Raw genomic sequence first — 15701 nt, forward strand, 5'->3', positions numbered from 1 at the left:
GGGGGGCCAACTCTGCGAGGCTTTTAACGAAACGCCGAATGGCTCTTAGGCGAAAGGTGAAAGCAGAAGCCCGGGGCTTCTGCCCCGGGCTAAGACTGTCGAAAAACCTGCCCAGCCGAAAGTTTCGGAGGGAAGGATCGTGTGAAAGGAAACCGTCAGGGTGTCCTTTCGCGTTCAATAACCCGCCGCAGCGGCAGAATTGCAAAATCATGCTGCATAATTTGATTTTGCAATTCTGAAAACAGCTTGGCGAAAAAGGCCCGAAGGGACTTTTTTGACAAGCTGAGCCCGGGGCTTCCGCCCCGGGCTTTTGCTGTACCTGTATTACCTGTATTGTTTTCAGTTTGTCGTGATCTCTCCGGCCTTTTTGAGCGAGAGCTTCGTCACGGCCGGGCCGATAAGCTCATAGATGAGCGTACCGCAGAGGATAACCGCGCGGATCTGCGGTGCAAAATGCGGCACGATCTTACCGGCTGCCAGCGACAGACCGATGGCCACACCGGCCTGCGGCAGCAGGCACGGGCCAAGGTACTTTTTCACGTTCTTGTCACACTTGCACACGATGCCGCCAAGCGAAGCGCCGAAGGCCTTGCCGGCCACTCGCAGCACGATGTAGATCACGCCGATGAGGCCGACCGTCGGCAGCACAGACAGCTTGAGGTCCGCGCCGGACGCGACGAAGAACAGCAGAAAGATCGGCGGCGTCACACCGTCGCAGATGTCCATAATCTGCGTGACATCCGGTGAGAAGTTCGCCACGACCGCGCCCATGGCCATGCACAACAGCAGGGATGACAAATCAAACAGGGTAGCGATGCCGATGCCCGCAAACACGAACGCCACGATAAGTGACAGGCGGTTGCCAGCCTTCTTGAAGAAGCGCAGCGGCAGCAGGAAAATAAAGCCGAGCGCCGCGCCCACCACGATTGCGCCACCGATCTCGCGCAGCGGTGACAGCAGGGACGCGCCGAACGACGCGCCCGCGTCCGTCAGGCCCTGCGCCACGGCGACGGCGAGCGAGAACAGGATAAGGGCCGTCGCGTCGTCAATCGCGACGACGGACAGCAGCGTCTCCGTCACGGGGCCCTTCGCGCGGTACTGCTTGATGACCATGATGGTCGCAGCCGGAGCCGTGGCTGCCGCGATCGCGCCCAGCACAAGCGAGAACGGCAGCGGCTGTCTCGCGATCAGCAGGCCGAGCACCACAAATACGACCGCAAACAGCGATTCGAGGCACGCGATGACGATCGGCGCAACACCGACACGCTTGAAATAGGACATTTTGAACTCATTGCCGATGGAGAAAGCAATGAAGCCCAGCGCCACATCGGAAATGATATTGATCGTCGTGAGAAAATCCTCCGACAGCAGGCCGAAAACGCTCGGCCCGATGAGAAGACCCGCCACAAGATAGCCTGTCACGTTCGGCAGATGCACATGCTTTGCCATGCGCCCGCAGAACATGCCCGCAAAGATCATGATGGCCAGGTCCAGCAGGGTATTGAGATTCATTGGTATTTGCCCAGTCCTTCCACATACGAGATCGGCACCGTGAAGAGGATGCCGCTGTCCGGCTGATCCAGTCCTCCCGTTACCTCATTGACGACGCGGCTGACCGTGCGCACCTTCTCACCGTCCAGCACCATAAAAATCATCTTGTTTTCCTTGTGCGCAGGGTTCATCAGCATCCGCAGGGAGCCGAGGAACCGAAGCTCGTCGTGCCCCTCGAGCTGCTGCGCCATGCCGCGGCTGTCCAGAATGGTCGCGCCGGGGATATGTTCCTCCTCCAGCGCCGTGAGAAGCTTATCCAGACATTCCAGCTTGTTCAGAACGATCACCAATAGCTGCATCATGTTCGCCTCCTGAAATTTTTCCGGACACTATCTTAGCACTGTCTCTCCGAAAAAACAACAGGAAATCACGGATTTTTTCGTTTTTTTACGCCGGAAACAGCTCGTGCAGCGTCCGCTCCGTCAGCGCATCTGCCGCTGCGAAGTCCACATAGGGGCGGCACAGGGCCTCCAGCTCATCATGGATGCGCTTTGCCTCGCGCACATGCTCCGCTGCCTTCCGCAGGAGCGTTCCCGCCGTGTCCCGCGCAAAGTGCAGCGTGTCGCGCGCCGCGGGCGGCAGCGTGCCGTCCAGCTCCAGCGTACAGCAGCGCTCACCCGCATAGGGGAAGTCCGGACTGCTCGCCACAAAGGCCGCCCCTGCCCCCGGCACAAGCAGGTGCGCGGGCGCGCCGTCCGGCTGCAGCGGCGTGTAGCAGACAAGGCACGTCTGCCCGAGCTGCAGAGCCTGTTCCAGCACGCGCTGCAGCAGAGCCGGGGCAAGGCCGTAGCTGTCCTCCAGCACATAGACCCGCCCGCACACAGCCGCAGCCGTCTCCGTGCAGAACGACAGCCCCTCCGGCGTTACGGCACTGAGGAACCGCCGCCGGACCCTCCCCTGCCGCCCGGAGGGCCGCAGGGCCGTCAGCGCCAGGCAGCCCGCCAGCTCCTCGAGATCGCGGCGGCAGCGCGGCTCCTCCCACATGGCCCGCGCCGGGTCCAACAGGCGGTCCGCCGCGGCGAGGCACGCCGTCACGAGCGGATACTGCGCGGCGTTCTCCCGCTTCCGGCGGCGCAGCTCCGGCTCGACGCGTGCGATGCCCGCCCGGTCATAAAACGCGCCGAAGTCCACATAGCCCTCCCGCCCGGCGCACAGCGTCGGCTCGAGCACATGGGGTGCCGTGGCATCGACCCAGCCGCGCCCGAGCGACGGCAGCACGACGGCATCGAGGGACTGCGGATCGGACGAGCACAGAAACCGCCATACCTCCAGCCCCCGTGCGGCCGCCTCATCGGCAATGCGCCGGAGGAACGTCGACTTGCCGCAGCCGGAGCCGCCCTTGATGTAATCCACCGCGCCGCACTCCTCCGCCAGCTCCGAGGCAAAGGTGGAAAACCCCCGCGGTGTGCACGAACCCAGAAAAAATGTTGCCTGCATCAACAGCACCTGCCTTTCTCCCAGATATCTATGCGCGGCGGAGCGAAAATGTTCCTTCTCCAAATTTAGACTTTATTTCTATATGCAAACATTGACAGGACACATATTTTGTGCTAAAATACCATAAAAATGTGGAAGATCATCGCTTCCCGCATTTTCAGCATCACAAGAAAGAAAGGAAGATCACCATGAAAAAACGTTGTCTCAGCCTGCTGCTCACCCTGTGCCTGCTGGCCGCGCTGGCCGTTCCTGCCTTCGCGCAGGAAGCGGAAAAGCAGCCGACACTGCAGCCCGCCTCGGAGCATCCGTCCGTTCTTCTGAATACCCCGACCGTTGAGATCCCGGCTGTCCGCGCCGAGATCGAGCCTATGTGCGTGCCGCACGCCAGCATGCGCAGCCTGTCCATCGCCAGGGGTTATGAGGGTTATCTCTATTACAGCCTCTACCGCGGCACCTACTCCGGTACCTACGGTTATTCCATTGAAGTCTACCGCGGCACCAGCATCACGGAAGCCAATTACGTCGGCGGCTATGCCGATGGCTATACCTCCGCAGAGCCGCAGCTGCTTGAGCTCTCGCTGGACAGCGCGCTCACGTCCACGCTCTCTGCCGGTACTTACACCGTTGTGAGCACGGTCCTTGTCGCCGTCAACGGCGAGGCCCGCCCCGTGAGCGGCACGGAGACCAAAACGCAGATCCAGGTCGTCAACAATCCCATCCCGCTGCAGGGCGTGTACATGGAGAGCGTCAAGGACGTCATGTACCTCGATCCCGGTCAGGAGATCACGACGCGCGTGGCCTTCAGCCCCGCCAACACGACGGCCCGCCGCAACTACGAGCTGAGCATCAGCAACGAATCCGTCTTCAGCGCTCTGGATTTCGGCAACGACATCACCATCCGCGCCGAGCAGCCGGGCAGCACGACGTTCTATGTCCTGCTTGGCGGCTACATGGGCGGCTTCCGCCTGACCGTCCGCGGCTACACCGCCTCCATGGCCCAGAAGGAGCAGACTCTGCACGAGGGCTCCTCTGCAAAGCTTTCCTTTACGGTCTCGCCGGATGACGGCCAGACGAAGGCTGTCTGGAGCTCAAACGATCCGCAGATCGTCAGCGTTGCGCAGGATGGCATCATCACCGCACTGCGTGAAGGCTCTACCATTGTAAACGCTTCCCTCACCTTCCCGGACGGCCGCACCGGGCTTGCGTCCTGCGCCGTGACCGTCACGCCGCACACCGGCGACGTCCTCTCCGAGCAGGCCCCCACGGCCAGCCGCGACGGCTGGCAGCAGATCAACTGCACCGTCTGCGGTCATGAGGCGACGCACATTCTCTCCCGCCGTTTCCTCGACCTCGACGGCACGCAGTGGTATGCCGACGGCGTGGACGACATCGTCGACCGCGGCCTGATGAACGGCACCGGCCCCGTGACGTTCGAGCCGGACTCCACCATGACCCGCGCCATGCTCGTCACGGTGCTGTGGCGCAGCGCCGGTTCTCCGAACGAGGGCACGAACGGCTTCACGGACGTTCCCGCCGATCAGTGGTACACGCAGGCCGTCGCATGGGCTGCGCAGAACGGCATCGTCAACGGTGTTGGCAACAACAAGTTTGACCCGGACGCCAAGATCACCCGCGAGCAGCTGGCCGCCGTCCTGTACCGCTATGCCGGGAAGGTCGGTATGGACGTCACCGCGCGCGCCGATCTCAAGCTCTTCCCGGATGCCGGCAGCGTCAGCGCCTATGCCACGGACGCCCTGAGCTGGTGCGTAGCCAACGGCATCGTCAACGGCACGCTGGAGCACGGCACGGCCTATCTGGACCCGCAGGGCTCCGCCACACGCGCCCAGGTCGCCACGCTCATGTCCCGCTATCTCAAGCTCACGGAAGCATAACCGAAAAATCACTGAGGCCGTCCAATCGGGCGGCCTCTTGCTTTTTCTGCTGCAATGCCCTATACTGATGCCGGAGGTGGTTCACATGAAAAGCAGGCGGCTTTCCCTGTTTCTGACGTTTCTGAAAATCGGCGCGTTCACGTTCGGCGGCGGCTATGCCATGATCGCGCTGCTGGAGCACGAGCTCATCGAGAAAAAGGGCTGGATCGGGCACGACGAATTTCTCGACATGGCAGCCATTGCGGAATCGACGCCCGGCCCCGTCGCCGTGAATGCAGCGACGTATGTCGGCTTCCATGTTGCCGGGGTGTCCGGCGCGGCGCTTGCCACACTGGCCGTGTGCCTGCCGTCGTTCCTGATCATTTTTGCGATTTCCCAATTCTTTGACCGCTTTCTTGCGCTGACCACCGTCGGCTATGCCTTCCGCGGCATTCAGGTCTGCGTTGTCTATCTCATCGCATCCGCCGGATGGAAAATGGTCCGGAAGCTGCCGCACCGTCCGCTGGATAACGTGATCCTCGCCATCGTTCTGCTGGCCATGCTGGCCTGCTCCATGCTTGCCGTCTCGTTCTCCTCCATCTATTTCATTCTGCTCAGCGGCACGGCCGGGCTCTGCGTCTACGGCGTGCGGCAGCTGCGGAGAGGCGGTGGGAAGCCGTGATCCGGCTGTTCTGGAATTTTCTAATGATCGGCGCGCTGTCCTTCGGCGGCGGCTACGGCATGATCTCCCTTGTGCGGGAGACCGTTCTGTCCAACGGCTGGCTGACGGAATCGGAGTTTTTGAGCTTTATCGCCGTCTCGGAGTCGACGCCCGGCCCGCTGGCCGTGAATATGGCCACATTCGTCGGTTCGTCGCAGGGGGGCTTCTGGGGCGCGCTGGTCGCGACGCTCGGCGTCGTGCTGCCGTCGTTTCTGCTCCTGCTGCTCATTGCCGCCGTGCTGCGGAATCTCATGAAATACCGCGGCGTCGAGGCGTTTCTCTCCGGCGTGCGGCCGTGCGTCGTGGCGCTCATTCTTGCCACGGCCGTGACCATGGGCCTGACGCGCCTGCTCGGCTTTACGCACCTCGGTGATGTCCCTGCGCCGGATATCCGCTCGCTTCTTGTGCTGGCGGTCCTTGCCGCCGTCCATTTCCTGTGGAAAAAGCTGCGCGGCAAAGTGCCCTCCCCCATTGCCATGATCGGCCTGTCCGCCGTCCTCGGTATCCTGCTCTGGAGCATTTAGGCAGCTTGCGTCTGTAGCGGCGTTCCCTGAGCGCCTTGCAGGCTGCAGGTTTGGTGGCACTCCGCCGACCGCATCTGCCGTTGTAGGGGAGCGGACAGCCGGGCCCGGCGACGCACTTGCAGTCCGTACAAACCGCCGTCAAAATGGCAAACGCTCCCGAATTGTCATTGCGAGGAGGCCGCAGGCCGACGTGGCAATCTCGCAGTACCCTGTTGGATAATCGGGCAGCCCCGGCGAATTCGCAAGCTGCTGCAATCCCTTTAGAGAGAGCATCGTTTTTTTACGAAAAAAACAGCCGCTGCACTGCGCAGCGGCTGCCGTTTTATTCTGTTTTACTTCGTGCCGAAGATACGGTCGCCCGCATCACCGAGGCCGGGCACGATATAAGCATGCTCGTTCAGATGGTCATCCACGGCTGCGACATAGAGATCGACATCGGGATGCGCCTCCGTCACAGCCTTCACGCCCTCTGGCGCAGCGATGATATCCATCAGGGTGAGATACCTGCAGCCGTATTCCTTCTTCAGGATGTCCAGCGCAGCAACGGCGCTGCCGCCGGTGGCCAGCATCGGATCGACCACGAAGACCTGACGCTCCGAGATATCGGGCGGCATCTTGCAGTAATACTTGACCGGCTCATGGGTCTCCGGATCACGGAACAGACCGATATGACCGACCTTCGCAGAGGGGATCAGCTCGATCATGGAGTCGACCATGCCCAGACCTGCGCGCAGGATGGGAACGATCGCCAGCTTTTTGCCGGAAAGGACCTTTGTCTTCGCCATGGCGACCGGCGTCTCGATCTCGACTTCTTCCGTCGGAAGATTTCTGGTCGCTTCATAGCACATCAGGGCTGCGATCTCGCCGACGATCTCGCGGAATTCCTTCACGCCCGTGTTCTTGTCACGGAGGATCGAGAGCTTGTGCTGCAGCAGCGGATGATCCAAAACCTGTACTTTACCCATTGACACTCTCCTTCGATGTGCGCAGGCGCTCCGCACGTTCCCGCTCTGCCTGAGACAGACGCAGATAATTCGGCGCGAGCGCCGCGCCGCTGCAATCCGCCCCTTCACCGAGGAGCCGCCGCGCAGCGAGCGCCACACCTGAAGCGCGCTGCATTCTCCTATGCTCCGGCGCAAGCATGCAGCCGGAGATTTCCGTACCGAACGTATTATAGCACAACTGTGCGCCGTCGCCAACCATTATTTTCGGTTTTTCGCAATTTTCCAGCGCAAGCCGCACCTCGTCGAGTGAAACGGCGCAGTCGGGGCACAGGCGTGTCAGTGTTCCGTTCTCTGCGAGGAAGCGCGCGTGATACACCTGGGAACGCCGCGCATCCATGGCGCAGCACACGATGCCGGAAAATTCCGATGCCTGCCATGCCATGGCCTCAAGCGTCGAAACGCCGCAGCACGGGATATCCCGCCCCCATGCAAAGCCCTTAGCGGCCGCCACGCCGATGCGCACGCCGGTAAAGCTGCCCGGCCCCGCCGCGCAGGCGACGGCGTCGATGTCCTTTGCCGTCAGCTCCGTGATCTCCAGCAGGCGCTGCGCCGATTCCAGCAGCGTCCGGCTGTGCGTCAGGCCGCAGTTCAGATAGAGCTCGCCAAGCAGCATGTCGCCCTCCAGCAGAGCGACGGATGCCGCCTTCGCCGAGGTCTCAAATGCCAGAATCCGCATCCAGCCCGCCTCCTTCGATGATGATCGTGCGCTGCTCGTCCGAATCGCGGCCGATGCGCACCGAGATTGCGCCCTGCATGGCGTCCGCGACGTTTTCGCTCCACTCCACCGCGCACACGCCGCCGCGCTGCAGGTAGTCCTCCCAGCCGATGTCAAACAGCTCGTCACTCGAGCCGAGCCGGTACATATCGAAATGGAACAGCGGCAGACGGCCGCCCGTATATTCGTTGACGATGGTATAGGTCGGGCTGGTCACACGCATCGGGATCCCGAGTCCGCGCGCAAGTCCGCGGGTGAACGCCGTTTTTCCCGCGCCGAGATCGCCCGTAAAGGCGATGATCTCGCCGCCGTGCAGCGTTTTGGCCAGCCTTTCGCCCAGCGCCTCGGTCTCGTCGGCGCTGTGGGTCACAAACCGCATCGTTCTCACGTTCCTTTCTCTCCGGCTGCATTTCGCAGCTGCTTTTGTTTATTTTACCATATCCGCGCGTTTTTTGCAAAACATACTTTTGGGTTTACAGAATGCCGGATCGATGATAGAATAAGAAGAACGAAATCGGGAGGTGACGGCATGCGAAAATTTGGGGCAAAACTGCTGGAGGTCCTGCGCAAGGGGGATATGGTCCTGCTGGCGCTGTGCGTGCTGACCTCCGTGTTCGGCATCGTGATGGTCGCGGCCTCCACGGCCTATGACGGCAGCAGCCGCTACGTTATCATCCAGACGGGCGCGCTGATCACGGGCATTCTGCTGTATCTGGCGCTCACCGCCTTCGACATCGACATCCTCGCCGGGCAGCGGACGCTGCTGTTCCTGTTCAATACCGCCTTTCTGGCCATGCTGCTCGTCTGGGGCGTCGAGGGTACGTCCGGCAACAAAAGCTGGCTGCACTTTCCCTTCCTGCCGTTCAACATTCAGCCCGCCGAGGTCTGCAAGATCACCTATATCATCATTCTGGCCAAGACCATGAGCCTGAACCGCAACCGCATCTCCTCGCTGCGCTCCGTCGGCACGCTCACGTTCCACATGCTCTGGATCGTCGCCCTGATCGTCGTCATTTCTCACGATACCGGCGTTGCGCTGATCTTCATGTTCCTGTTTGTCGTCATGGCCTATGTCGGCGGCGTGAGCGGCTGGTGGTTCCTCGGCGGCGCGGGCGCCGTCGCGGCCGTCTCGCCCTATCTCTGGAAATACTTTATCCGCGACGACCAGAAGCAGCGCATTCTTGCCCTGATCGACCCGTCCATAGACCCGGACGGCCTCGGCGTGCTGTGGCAGACGAACAAAAGCCTTGAGGCCCTGCGCAACGGCGGGCTGACGGGGCAGGGTCTGTTCCACGGCGACCTGACGAGCATCGGCTACCTGCCCGCCCAGCACACGGACTCCATCTTCTCGTCCATTGGCGAGCAGCTCGGCATGCTCGGCTGCCTTGCCGCCCTGTTCCTGCTGCTGGCCATCGTCCTGCGCTGCATTCAGGTCGGCATGAAGTCTCCGGATTACATGAACCGCCTCATCTGCATCGGCATCGCCTCGATGCTGCTGTTCCAGATCCTCATCAACGTCGGCGTCTGCCTCGGCCTGTTCCCGGTCGTCGGTCTGGCCCTGCCGTTTTTGAGCTACGGCGGCAGCTCCATCCTGACGTCGTTCCTCGCCATGGGTATCGTCTCCGGCATCAAGATGCGCCCCGCCCCCGATATGAGCGCACACTATATCCGGCCCTATTGACGTACTTTTTACCAGTTTTACCAAGCTATCGGCAGCACTGCAGAACGCAGTGCTGCCGCTTTTTGCATAATCTGGAGAAATCGGTGTATCCTACGCGCGATGACTTTTTTAGGAGGGAACACCATGAAACGAACGCTGCTTCTTCTGCTGGCGCTTCTGTGCATGCTCCCGGCCGCGCACGCGGCCGGGCCGGAGACGCTTTACCCCATCGCCTACTGCTTCCGCGAGACGGATTTTCGCGCGGACACGCTCTCGGACCTGAACGGCATCTTCGTCACGTCCGTGCCAGAGGCCGACGTGGCGACGGTCTGCCTCGGTGAGCGCGTCATCCGTGCAGGCGACGTGCTGCCCGTGTCCGTGCTGGGCGAGCTGGAGCTTCTGCCGGTCAGCACCGGCGGGCAGGAGGCCGCTCTGTGCTACTGCCCCATCCGCGGCACGGCGCTCGGCGAACCGGCGCAGGTCACGATCCGCATCCGCTCGGCCAAGGACGCCGCGCCGAAGGCCGACGACGCGGAATTGGAGACGTACAAAAACATTCCGAACGACGGCCGGCTCACCGGCTCCGACCCGGAGGACACAAACCTGACCTTTCAGCTCGCCGAGGAGCCGAAGCGCGGCAAGGTCGAGCTGCAGGAAAACGGCAGCTTCGTCTACACCCCCGCCAAGAATAAGGTCGGCGAGGACAGCTTCACCTTTACGGTCACGGATGCCGCCGGAAACGTCTCCCACCCTGCAACGGTCCGCATCACGGTCAAAAAGCCGTCGGAATGCCGCGCCTTTGCCGATCTTACGGGCAGTCTGGATCAGTTTGAAGCCATGTGGACGGCCGCGGCCGGGCTGACCGGCGGCCGCAGCATCGGGGGCACGCTGTGCTATCTGCCGCAGGAGACGGTCTCGCGTGCGGAATTCCTCGTGATGGCCATGGAGCTGCTCGATGTCCCCGTGGACGACACGCTCCGGGTCTCCGGTTTTGCGGATGCCGACGACGCGCCCGCGTGGCTCCAGCCCTATCTCGCCTCAGCCATGCGCCGCGGCATCGTCAACGGCATGGTCTCCGAGCGCGGCCTCGTCTTCCGCCCGAATGAGCCGGTCACGGCCGGGCAGGCCGCCGTCATGCTGCAGAACATGCTGGAGCTCCCCGTCTCCGCAGCCGTCTCCCAGACGGACGCGCCGTATTGGGCGGCCTCGTCCATGCAGGCCCTGCAGGAAGCGGGGATCCCGCTGGCCGCCGCGGACACGAGCGTCAGTCGCATTGAAGCGGCGCGCATGCTCTACCGCGTCAGCCGTCTGCCGAAATAACGCGCCTTGCCCGCCTTCGAAAAGAGGCGGGCAGTTTTTTGCAAAAAAGTTCTGTACTTTTTCAAAATTCGTGCTACCATAGGAACCGGAAACAAGGGCAGCACTGCACGATTCAGCAAGAGCATTGGCAAGAAATATCCGGCGAAAGCCGAAGGGAATTATGCGGTGTTGCCCAAAATTGAGGTGATCCCATGTCCATTCGAGAAGCCGTCCCTGCCGACGTTCCCGCCATGCTCGCCATCTACGCGGAATACGTTACGCAGACGGCCGTCAGCTTTGAATATGAAGTCCCGTCCGAGGCGGAATTCACCCGCCGCCTTGCGGAGCACACCGCCGTCTATCCCTGGCTCGTCTGGGAGGAGGACAATCGGGTGCTAGGCTACTGCTATGCCGGGCGCGCCTTTGAGCGCGCTGCCTATGCGTGGAATGCCGAAATCTCCTGCTATCTCGCCCACGAGGCGCAGCACCGCGGCATCGGGCGGCAGCTCTATGCCCGCGTGGAGGAGCTGCTGTGCAGGCAGGGCTGCCGAAAGGTCTTCGCCGTCGTCACATCCGCAAACGAGCCGTCTCTCGCATTCCACCGCTCCATCGGCTACCGCGATGCCGCCTGCTTCCGGCAGGTCGGCTTCAAATTCGGCCGGTGGTACGACGTGACCTGGCTGGAAAAGTCCCTGTGCCCGCTGGGCGAACCGTCCGAATTTCCGATCTCATGGAAGGAGGTCCTGTGACCATGCTGCAGGATATCGCGCCCCATACATATCACGTTGAATTCACCCCGGCAGAGCCGCAGCCCGCGGACCTGCTGCTCATCTACGGCCCACAGGGCGTGCTGAGCGCCGCGGATGCCCTGCGTCTGCCGGTGCGCGCTGATTTTCCGGACATCGCTGTCCATTTTGCCTTTCGCCTCGACGACCGCGCCGTATTTCTGGCGCGGGAGCCGGTCGAAGCGCCGGAGGGCTGGCGCTATGTTCCCTCCGTCACCTACCGCGATGCCGAGCCGCGCGAAACGGCCTTCGCCTGCGCCACCGGTGAGAGTCTGCAGCGCTGGTATGCCGCAAACCGCTTCTGCGGCCGCTGCGGCGCACTCATGACGGAAAACCCGGCCGAACGCGCCATGACCTGCCCGGTCTGCCATAAGAACGTCTACCCGCGCATCAACCCCGCCGTCATCGTCGCCGTGCTGGATCACGGCCGCCTGCTCATGACAAAATACGCCAACCGCCCCCTCATCCGCCGCTACGCCCTGATCGCAGGCTTCTGCGAGATCGGCGAATCGTTCGAGGATACCGTCCGCCGCGAGGTCATGGAGGAGGTCGGCCTGCGCGTCAAAAATCTGCGGTTCTACAAATCGCAGCCGTGGGTCCTGACGGACAGCCTGCTGCTCGGCTTCTTCTGCGACGTCGACGGCGACCCGACGCCCGTCCTGCGTGACGGCGAGCTTGCGCTGGCCGAGTGGCATACGCCGGAGGACGTCCCTGCGGACTACTCCCGCATCAGCCTGACCGGCGAGATGATCGACCGCTTCCGCGAGGGCCGCATTCCGAAATAAAGCCTTGGGGCTGCCTCCCGGTGAGACAGCCCCAAAATATTTTTCACGGCGACTTGACATTCCGAAAATCCGTGCTATACTAAGCAACAGATTAGAAAATAAAACTTCGCTTAGGAGGCGCGCCCATGACACAGCGTGAACGGCAGATCCTGCAGTGGATCGAGGCCGACCCCATGATCTCGCAGGAAGCCCTTGCGGAACGCGCGGGCATCACCCGCTCCTCTGTCGCAGTCCATATCTCCAACCTGATGAAAAAGGGCTACATCGCCGGGAAGGGCTATGTGCTCCGCTCCGGCACCTATGCCGCCGTCGTCGGCGGCGTGAACGTCGACATCGGCGGCCAGTCCTATGCGCCGCTCGTCGCGCGGGATTCCAACCCCGGCCGCGTGCGCATCAGTCTCGGCGGCGTCGGACGAAATATTGCCCACAACATGAGCCTGCTTGGCGTGGATGTCCGCCTGCTGACCGCCTTCGGCGACGACCTGCATGCACAGCGCGTTGCGGCCTCCTGCGGCGAGCTCGGCATCGACATCAGCCACGCGCTGCAGGTGCCCGGCGGCACGACGTCCACCTACCTTTTCCTGAACGACGTCGACGGCGATATGGCGCTTGGCCTTTCCGACATGGATATTTGCGAGCGCATCACCCCCGCCTATCTCGCGTCCAATCTGTCCCTGCTGAACAATGCGCAGGTCATCGTCGCCGATACGAACATTCCGGCAGAGTCCCTGCAGTACCTTGTCACGCACTGTACCCCCCCTGTGTTCGTCGATCCCGTCTCCACGGCGAAGGCGCGCAAGGTTCAGCCCGTGCTCGGCAGGGTCCACACGCTTAAGCCGAACCGCATCGAGGCCGAGCTTCTCTCCGGCGTACAGATCACGGACGAAGCCAGCCTGCGTCTTGCGGCTTCCAGACTGCTCGAGACCGGCCTGCACCGCGTGTTCATCTCCCTTGGCACGCAGGGCGTGTTCGCCGCCGACCAGAAGGAAATGCTGATGCAGCCGTGCCTCCCCGCGCAGATGCGCAACGCCACCGGTGCCGGCGATGCCTTCATGGCTGCGCTCGCCTGGGCCTATCTCGAGGGCACGGCGCTGGCCGAAACGGCACGCGCCGCTGAGGCAGCCGCCGCTATCGCCATCGAGGGCGAAGAAACCATCAACTCTGCCATGTCTGCCGACGCCGTCCGCAGCCGCATGGCCGCAAAATAAATTTGTTAATTTTTCATTTCTTGATACAGGAGGATATTTATCATGCAGCTCAACAAGTTTCTTGACGTAAAGCCCGAGGTCGCCGAGGCCATTGCCGCCGGTAAGCCCGTCGTCGCTCTGGAATCCACCATCATCTCCCACGGCATGCCCTATCCGCAGAATGTGCAGACCGCTCTGGAGGTCGAGCGCATCATCCGCGAGAACGGCGCCGTCCCCGCTACCATCGCCATCATCGGCGGCCGCCTGAAGGCCGGTCTGACCGCAGAGGAGATCGAGTACTTCGGCAAGAAGGGCACCGCCATCGCCAAGGCCTCCCGCCGCGATCTGGCTGTCCTGTGCGCCCGCGGCGAAGACGGCGCAACGACCGTCACCACCACGATGATCATCGCTCATATGGCCGGCATCAAGGTGTTCGCCACCGGCGGCATCGGCGGCGTGCATCGCGGTGCCGAGACGACCATGGACATCTCTGCCGATCTGGAAGAGCTGGCCTCCACGCCCGTCATGGTCGTCTGCGCCGGTGCAAAGTCCATTCTGGACCTCGGCCTGACGCTTGAGTACCTCGAGACCCACGGCGTGCCCGTCATCGGCTACGGTACGAAGGAGCTGCCCGCCTTCTACACCCGCAAGTCCGGCTTCTCCGTCGACTATGAGATCGACACGCCGGAAGAGCTGGCCAAGGCCTTCAAGACCCAGCACGAGCTCGGCCTGCGCGGCGGCATGCTCGTGACGAACCCGATCCCCGAGGAATATTCCATGGATCCGGACGTCATCAACAAGGCCATCGACGAGGCCATCGAGGAAGCCAAGGCCGCCGGTATCCACGGCAAGGCCACGACGCCGTTCCTGCTCGCGAAGGTCAAGGACCTGACCGGCGGCAACAGCCTCGCTTCCAACATCCAGCTCGTCTACAACAACGCCCGTCTGGCCGCGAAGACCGCTGCTGCCTACTGCGCGCTGTAAGCGAAGCAAGACCTTTTTCCCCGGGCGCAAATGCGTCCGGGGATTTTTGCAAAATCGATTGCTTTTTTCCGGTTGTTCCGGTATAATGGTAGCCGATTTTCCACACAAAGGAGCCACGAACTTGACGCCACTGTTTCTGCATGGGGCCGCCTCCGCCGATATGACCGGCTGGAGCGCCGTTCTCTCCGCCCTGCTGGACGGCCTGAAGGACGGCCTGCTGAGCATCCCCATTTTATTTCTCGCCTATCTCCTCATGGAGCTGCTCGAGCGCAGCAGCCGCCTGAACGAAGGCCTGCTGCGCCGCTATTCCCGCCGGGCCGGTCCCGCGCTGGGCGGCCTGCTCGGCATTGTGCCGCAGTGCGGCATCTCGGGCGCGGCCGCCACGCTGTTTTCCACCGGCTCCATCACCGTCGGCACCATGCTGGCCGTGTTCTTTGCCACATCGGACGAGATGCTGCCCATCCTCCTCTCCTCGCTGACGGAGAGCAGCGGCATCTCGTGGAAGACCATCGTTCTCATCACGCTCTCGAAGGCTGCGCTCGGCATCCTGCTCGGCTATCTGGCCGATCTGCTGTTCGGCCGCTGGTTCCGCGCGCAGAAGAGCATCCACAGCTTCTGCGAACGCGAGCACTGCGACTGCGACGAAGAAGAGGGCAGCGTGTTCCTCGCCGCCCTGCGCCACACGCTGAAGATCGCCGTCATGCTCATCGCGGTGAACTTCGCGCTGAATCTGCTGTTCCATTATATCGGCGTGGAACGCCTGTCCGGCACGGTGCTGAACCGCCCCGTCCTTGGGGAGCTCATCCTCGCCCTGTTCGGCCTCATCCCGAACTGCTCCGTTTCCGTCGTCGTGACGGAGTCCTACCTGAGCGGCGTGCTCGGCCTCGGCGGCCTGTTCGCGGGCCTGCTGTCCAATGCCGGCATCGGCCTGCTCGTGCTGCTGCGCACGAACCGGAACTGGAAGGAAAACGCCGCCGTCGTCGCCATCCTCTATGGCTTCAGCGTGCTGGCGGGCATCGCCGTCACGCTGCTGGCCGGCTGAACAAATTGAGGGGAGACTGTGCAGCCGCACAGTCTCCCCAGGCTGTCGAAAAACCTGCCCAGCCGGAGGTTTCGGAGGGAAGAAAAGTGTGAAAGGAAACCGTCAGGGTTTCCTTTCGCGTTCAATAACCCGCCGC

The 15701-nt window shown here is 62.4% G+C and carries 16 protein-coding genes; 10 read left to right on the forward strand and 6 right to left on the reverse strand.

Going from position 1 to position 15701, the window contains the following annotated elements; genetic code table 11:
• Window positions 1-339: 339 nt before the first annotated feature.
• The 3 genes from WMO66_RS02580 to WMO66_RS02590 form a co-directional block, all read right to left on the reverse strand.
• On the reverse strand, window positions 340-1512 hold the full coding sequence (locus tag WMO66_RS02580; protein WP_349134849.1) for a cation:proton antiporter: 1173 nt from the start codon (window positions 1510-1512) through the stop codon (window positions 340-342).
• A complete protein-coding gene (locus WMO66_RS02585) occupies window positions 1509-1853 on the reverse strand; it encodes a P-II family nitrogen regulator (RefSeq protein ID WP_349134850.1) in 345 nt (114 codons plus the stop codon). The genes WMO66_RS02580 and WMO66_RS02585 overlap by 4 nt, the downstream gene beginning before the upstream one ends.
• Before the next feature lie 85 nt (window positions 1854-1938).
• A complete protein-coding gene (locus tag WMO66_RS02590) occupies window positions 1939-2988 on the reverse strand; it encodes a hypothetical protein (RefSeq protein WP_349134851.1) in 1050 nt (349 codons plus the stop codon).
• 188 nt (window positions 2989-3176) lie between these two features.
• On the opposite strand from WMO66_RS02590, the gene WMO66_RS02595 reads away from it, so the two are divergent.
• The 3 genes from WMO66_RS02595 to WMO66_RS02605 all read left to right on the forward strand — a co-directional run bounded on the left by WMO66_RS02595 (window position 3177) and on the right by WMO66_RS02605 (window position 6104).
• Complete coding sequence (locus WMO66_RS02595; RefSeq protein ID WP_349134852.1) at window positions 3177-4880, forward strand: S-layer homology domain-containing protein; 1704 nt, start codon at window positions 3177-3179, stop codon at window positions 4878-4880.
• Window positions 4881-4965: 85 nt separating this feature from the next.
• On the forward strand, window positions 4966-5541 hold the full coding sequence (locus tag WMO66_RS02600) for a chromate transporter (RefSeq protein WP_349134853.1): 576 nt from the start codon (window positions 4966-4968) through the stop codon (window positions 5539-5541).
• A 23-nt stretch (window positions 5542-5564) separates the two neighbouring features.
• Window positions 5565-6104, forward strand: a complete 540-nt coding sequence (locus tag WMO66_RS02605) for a chromate transporter (RefSeq protein ID WP_418468615.1) — start codon at window positions 5565-5567, stop codon at window positions 6102-6104.
• A 332-nt stretch (window positions 6105-6436) separates the two neighbouring features.
• Here WMO66_RS02605 and upp read toward each other — a convergent pair whose 3' ends face one another.
• The 3 genes from upp to tsaE are packed head-to-tail and all read right to left on the reverse strand — an operon-like array spanning window position 6437 to window position 8202.
• Complete coding sequence (gene upp / locus WMO66_RS02610; RefSeq protein WP_349134855.1) at window positions 6437-7069, reverse strand: uracil phosphoribosyltransferase; 633 nt, start codon at window positions 7067-7069, stop codon at window positions 6437-6439.
• On the reverse strand, window positions 7062-7784 hold the full coding sequence (gene tsaB / locus WMO66_RS02615) for a tRNA (adenosine(37)-N6)-threonylcarbamoyltransferase complex dimerization subunit type 1 TsaB (protein ID WP_349134856.1): 723 nt from the start codon (window positions 7782-7784) through the stop codon (window positions 7062-7064). The genes upp and tsaB overlap by 8 nt, the downstream gene beginning before the upstream one ends.
• Entirely contained in the window at window positions 7765-8202 is a 438-nt protein-coding gene (tsaE, locus tag WMO66_RS02620) for a tRNA (adenosine(37)-N6)-threonylcarbamoyltransferase complex ATPase subunit type 1 TsaE (RefSeq protein ID WP_349134864.1), read from the reverse strand. The genes tsaB and tsaE overlap by 20 nt, the downstream gene beginning before the upstream one ends.
• Window positions 8203-8352: 150 nt before the next feature.
• Between tsaE and WMO66_RS02625 the strand changes: the two genes are divergently transcribed.
• The 7 genes from WMO66_RS02625 (at window position 8353) to WMO66_RS02655 (ending at window position 15565) form a co-directional block, all read left to right on the forward strand.
• Complete coding sequence (locus tag WMO66_RS02625) at window positions 8353-9504, forward strand: FtsW/RodA/SpoVE family cell cycle protein (RefSeq protein ID WP_349134857.1); 1152 nt, start codon at window positions 8353-8355, stop codon at window positions 9502-9504.
• A gap of 123 nt (window positions 9505-9627) precedes the next feature.
• Complete coding sequence (locus WMO66_RS02630; protein ID WP_349134858.1) at window positions 9628-10803, forward strand: cadherin-like domain-containing protein; 1176 nt, start codon at window positions 9628-9630, stop codon at window positions 10801-10803.
• Window positions 10804-10994: 191 nt separating this feature from the next.
• Window positions 10995-11531: a GNAT family N-acetyltransferase gene (locus WMO66_RS02635; RefSeq protein WP_349134859.1), complete on the forward strand. Its 537-nt coding sequence runs from the start codon at window positions 10995-10997 to the stop codon at window positions 11529-11531.
• Window positions 11532-11533: 2 nt separating this feature from the next.
• Window positions 11534-12352: an NAD(+) diphosphatase gene (gene nudC / locus WMO66_RS02640; protein WP_349134860.1), complete on the forward strand. Its 819-nt coding sequence runs from the start codon at window positions 11534-11536 to the stop codon at window positions 12350-12352.
• 125 nt (window positions 12353-12477) lie between these two features.
• Window positions 12478-13560 carry a PfkB family carbohydrate kinase gene (locus WMO66_RS02645; protein WP_349134861.1) on the forward strand — a complete coding sequence of 361 codons (1083 nt, stop codon included), beginning with the start codon at window positions 12478-12480 and terminating at the stop codon, window positions 13558-13560.
• A 42-nt stretch (window positions 13561-13602) separates the two neighbouring features.
• Entirely contained in the window at window positions 13603-14523 is a 921-nt protein-coding gene (locus WMO66_RS02650) for a pseudouridine-5'-phosphate glycosidase (RefSeq protein ID WP_349134862.1), read from the forward strand.
• Window positions 14524-14644: 121 nt separating this feature from the next.
• Entirely contained in the window at window positions 14645-15565 is a 921-nt protein-coding gene (locus WMO66_RS02655; protein WP_349134863.1) for an arsenic efflux protein, read from the forward strand.
• Window positions 15566-15701 lie beyond the last annotated feature (136 nt).

The organism is Faecousia intestinalis (assembly GCF_040096185.1).
In the GTDB taxonomy this organism is placed as follows: Bacteria; Bacillota; Clostridia; order Oscillospirales; family Oscillospiraceae; genus JAZOXB01.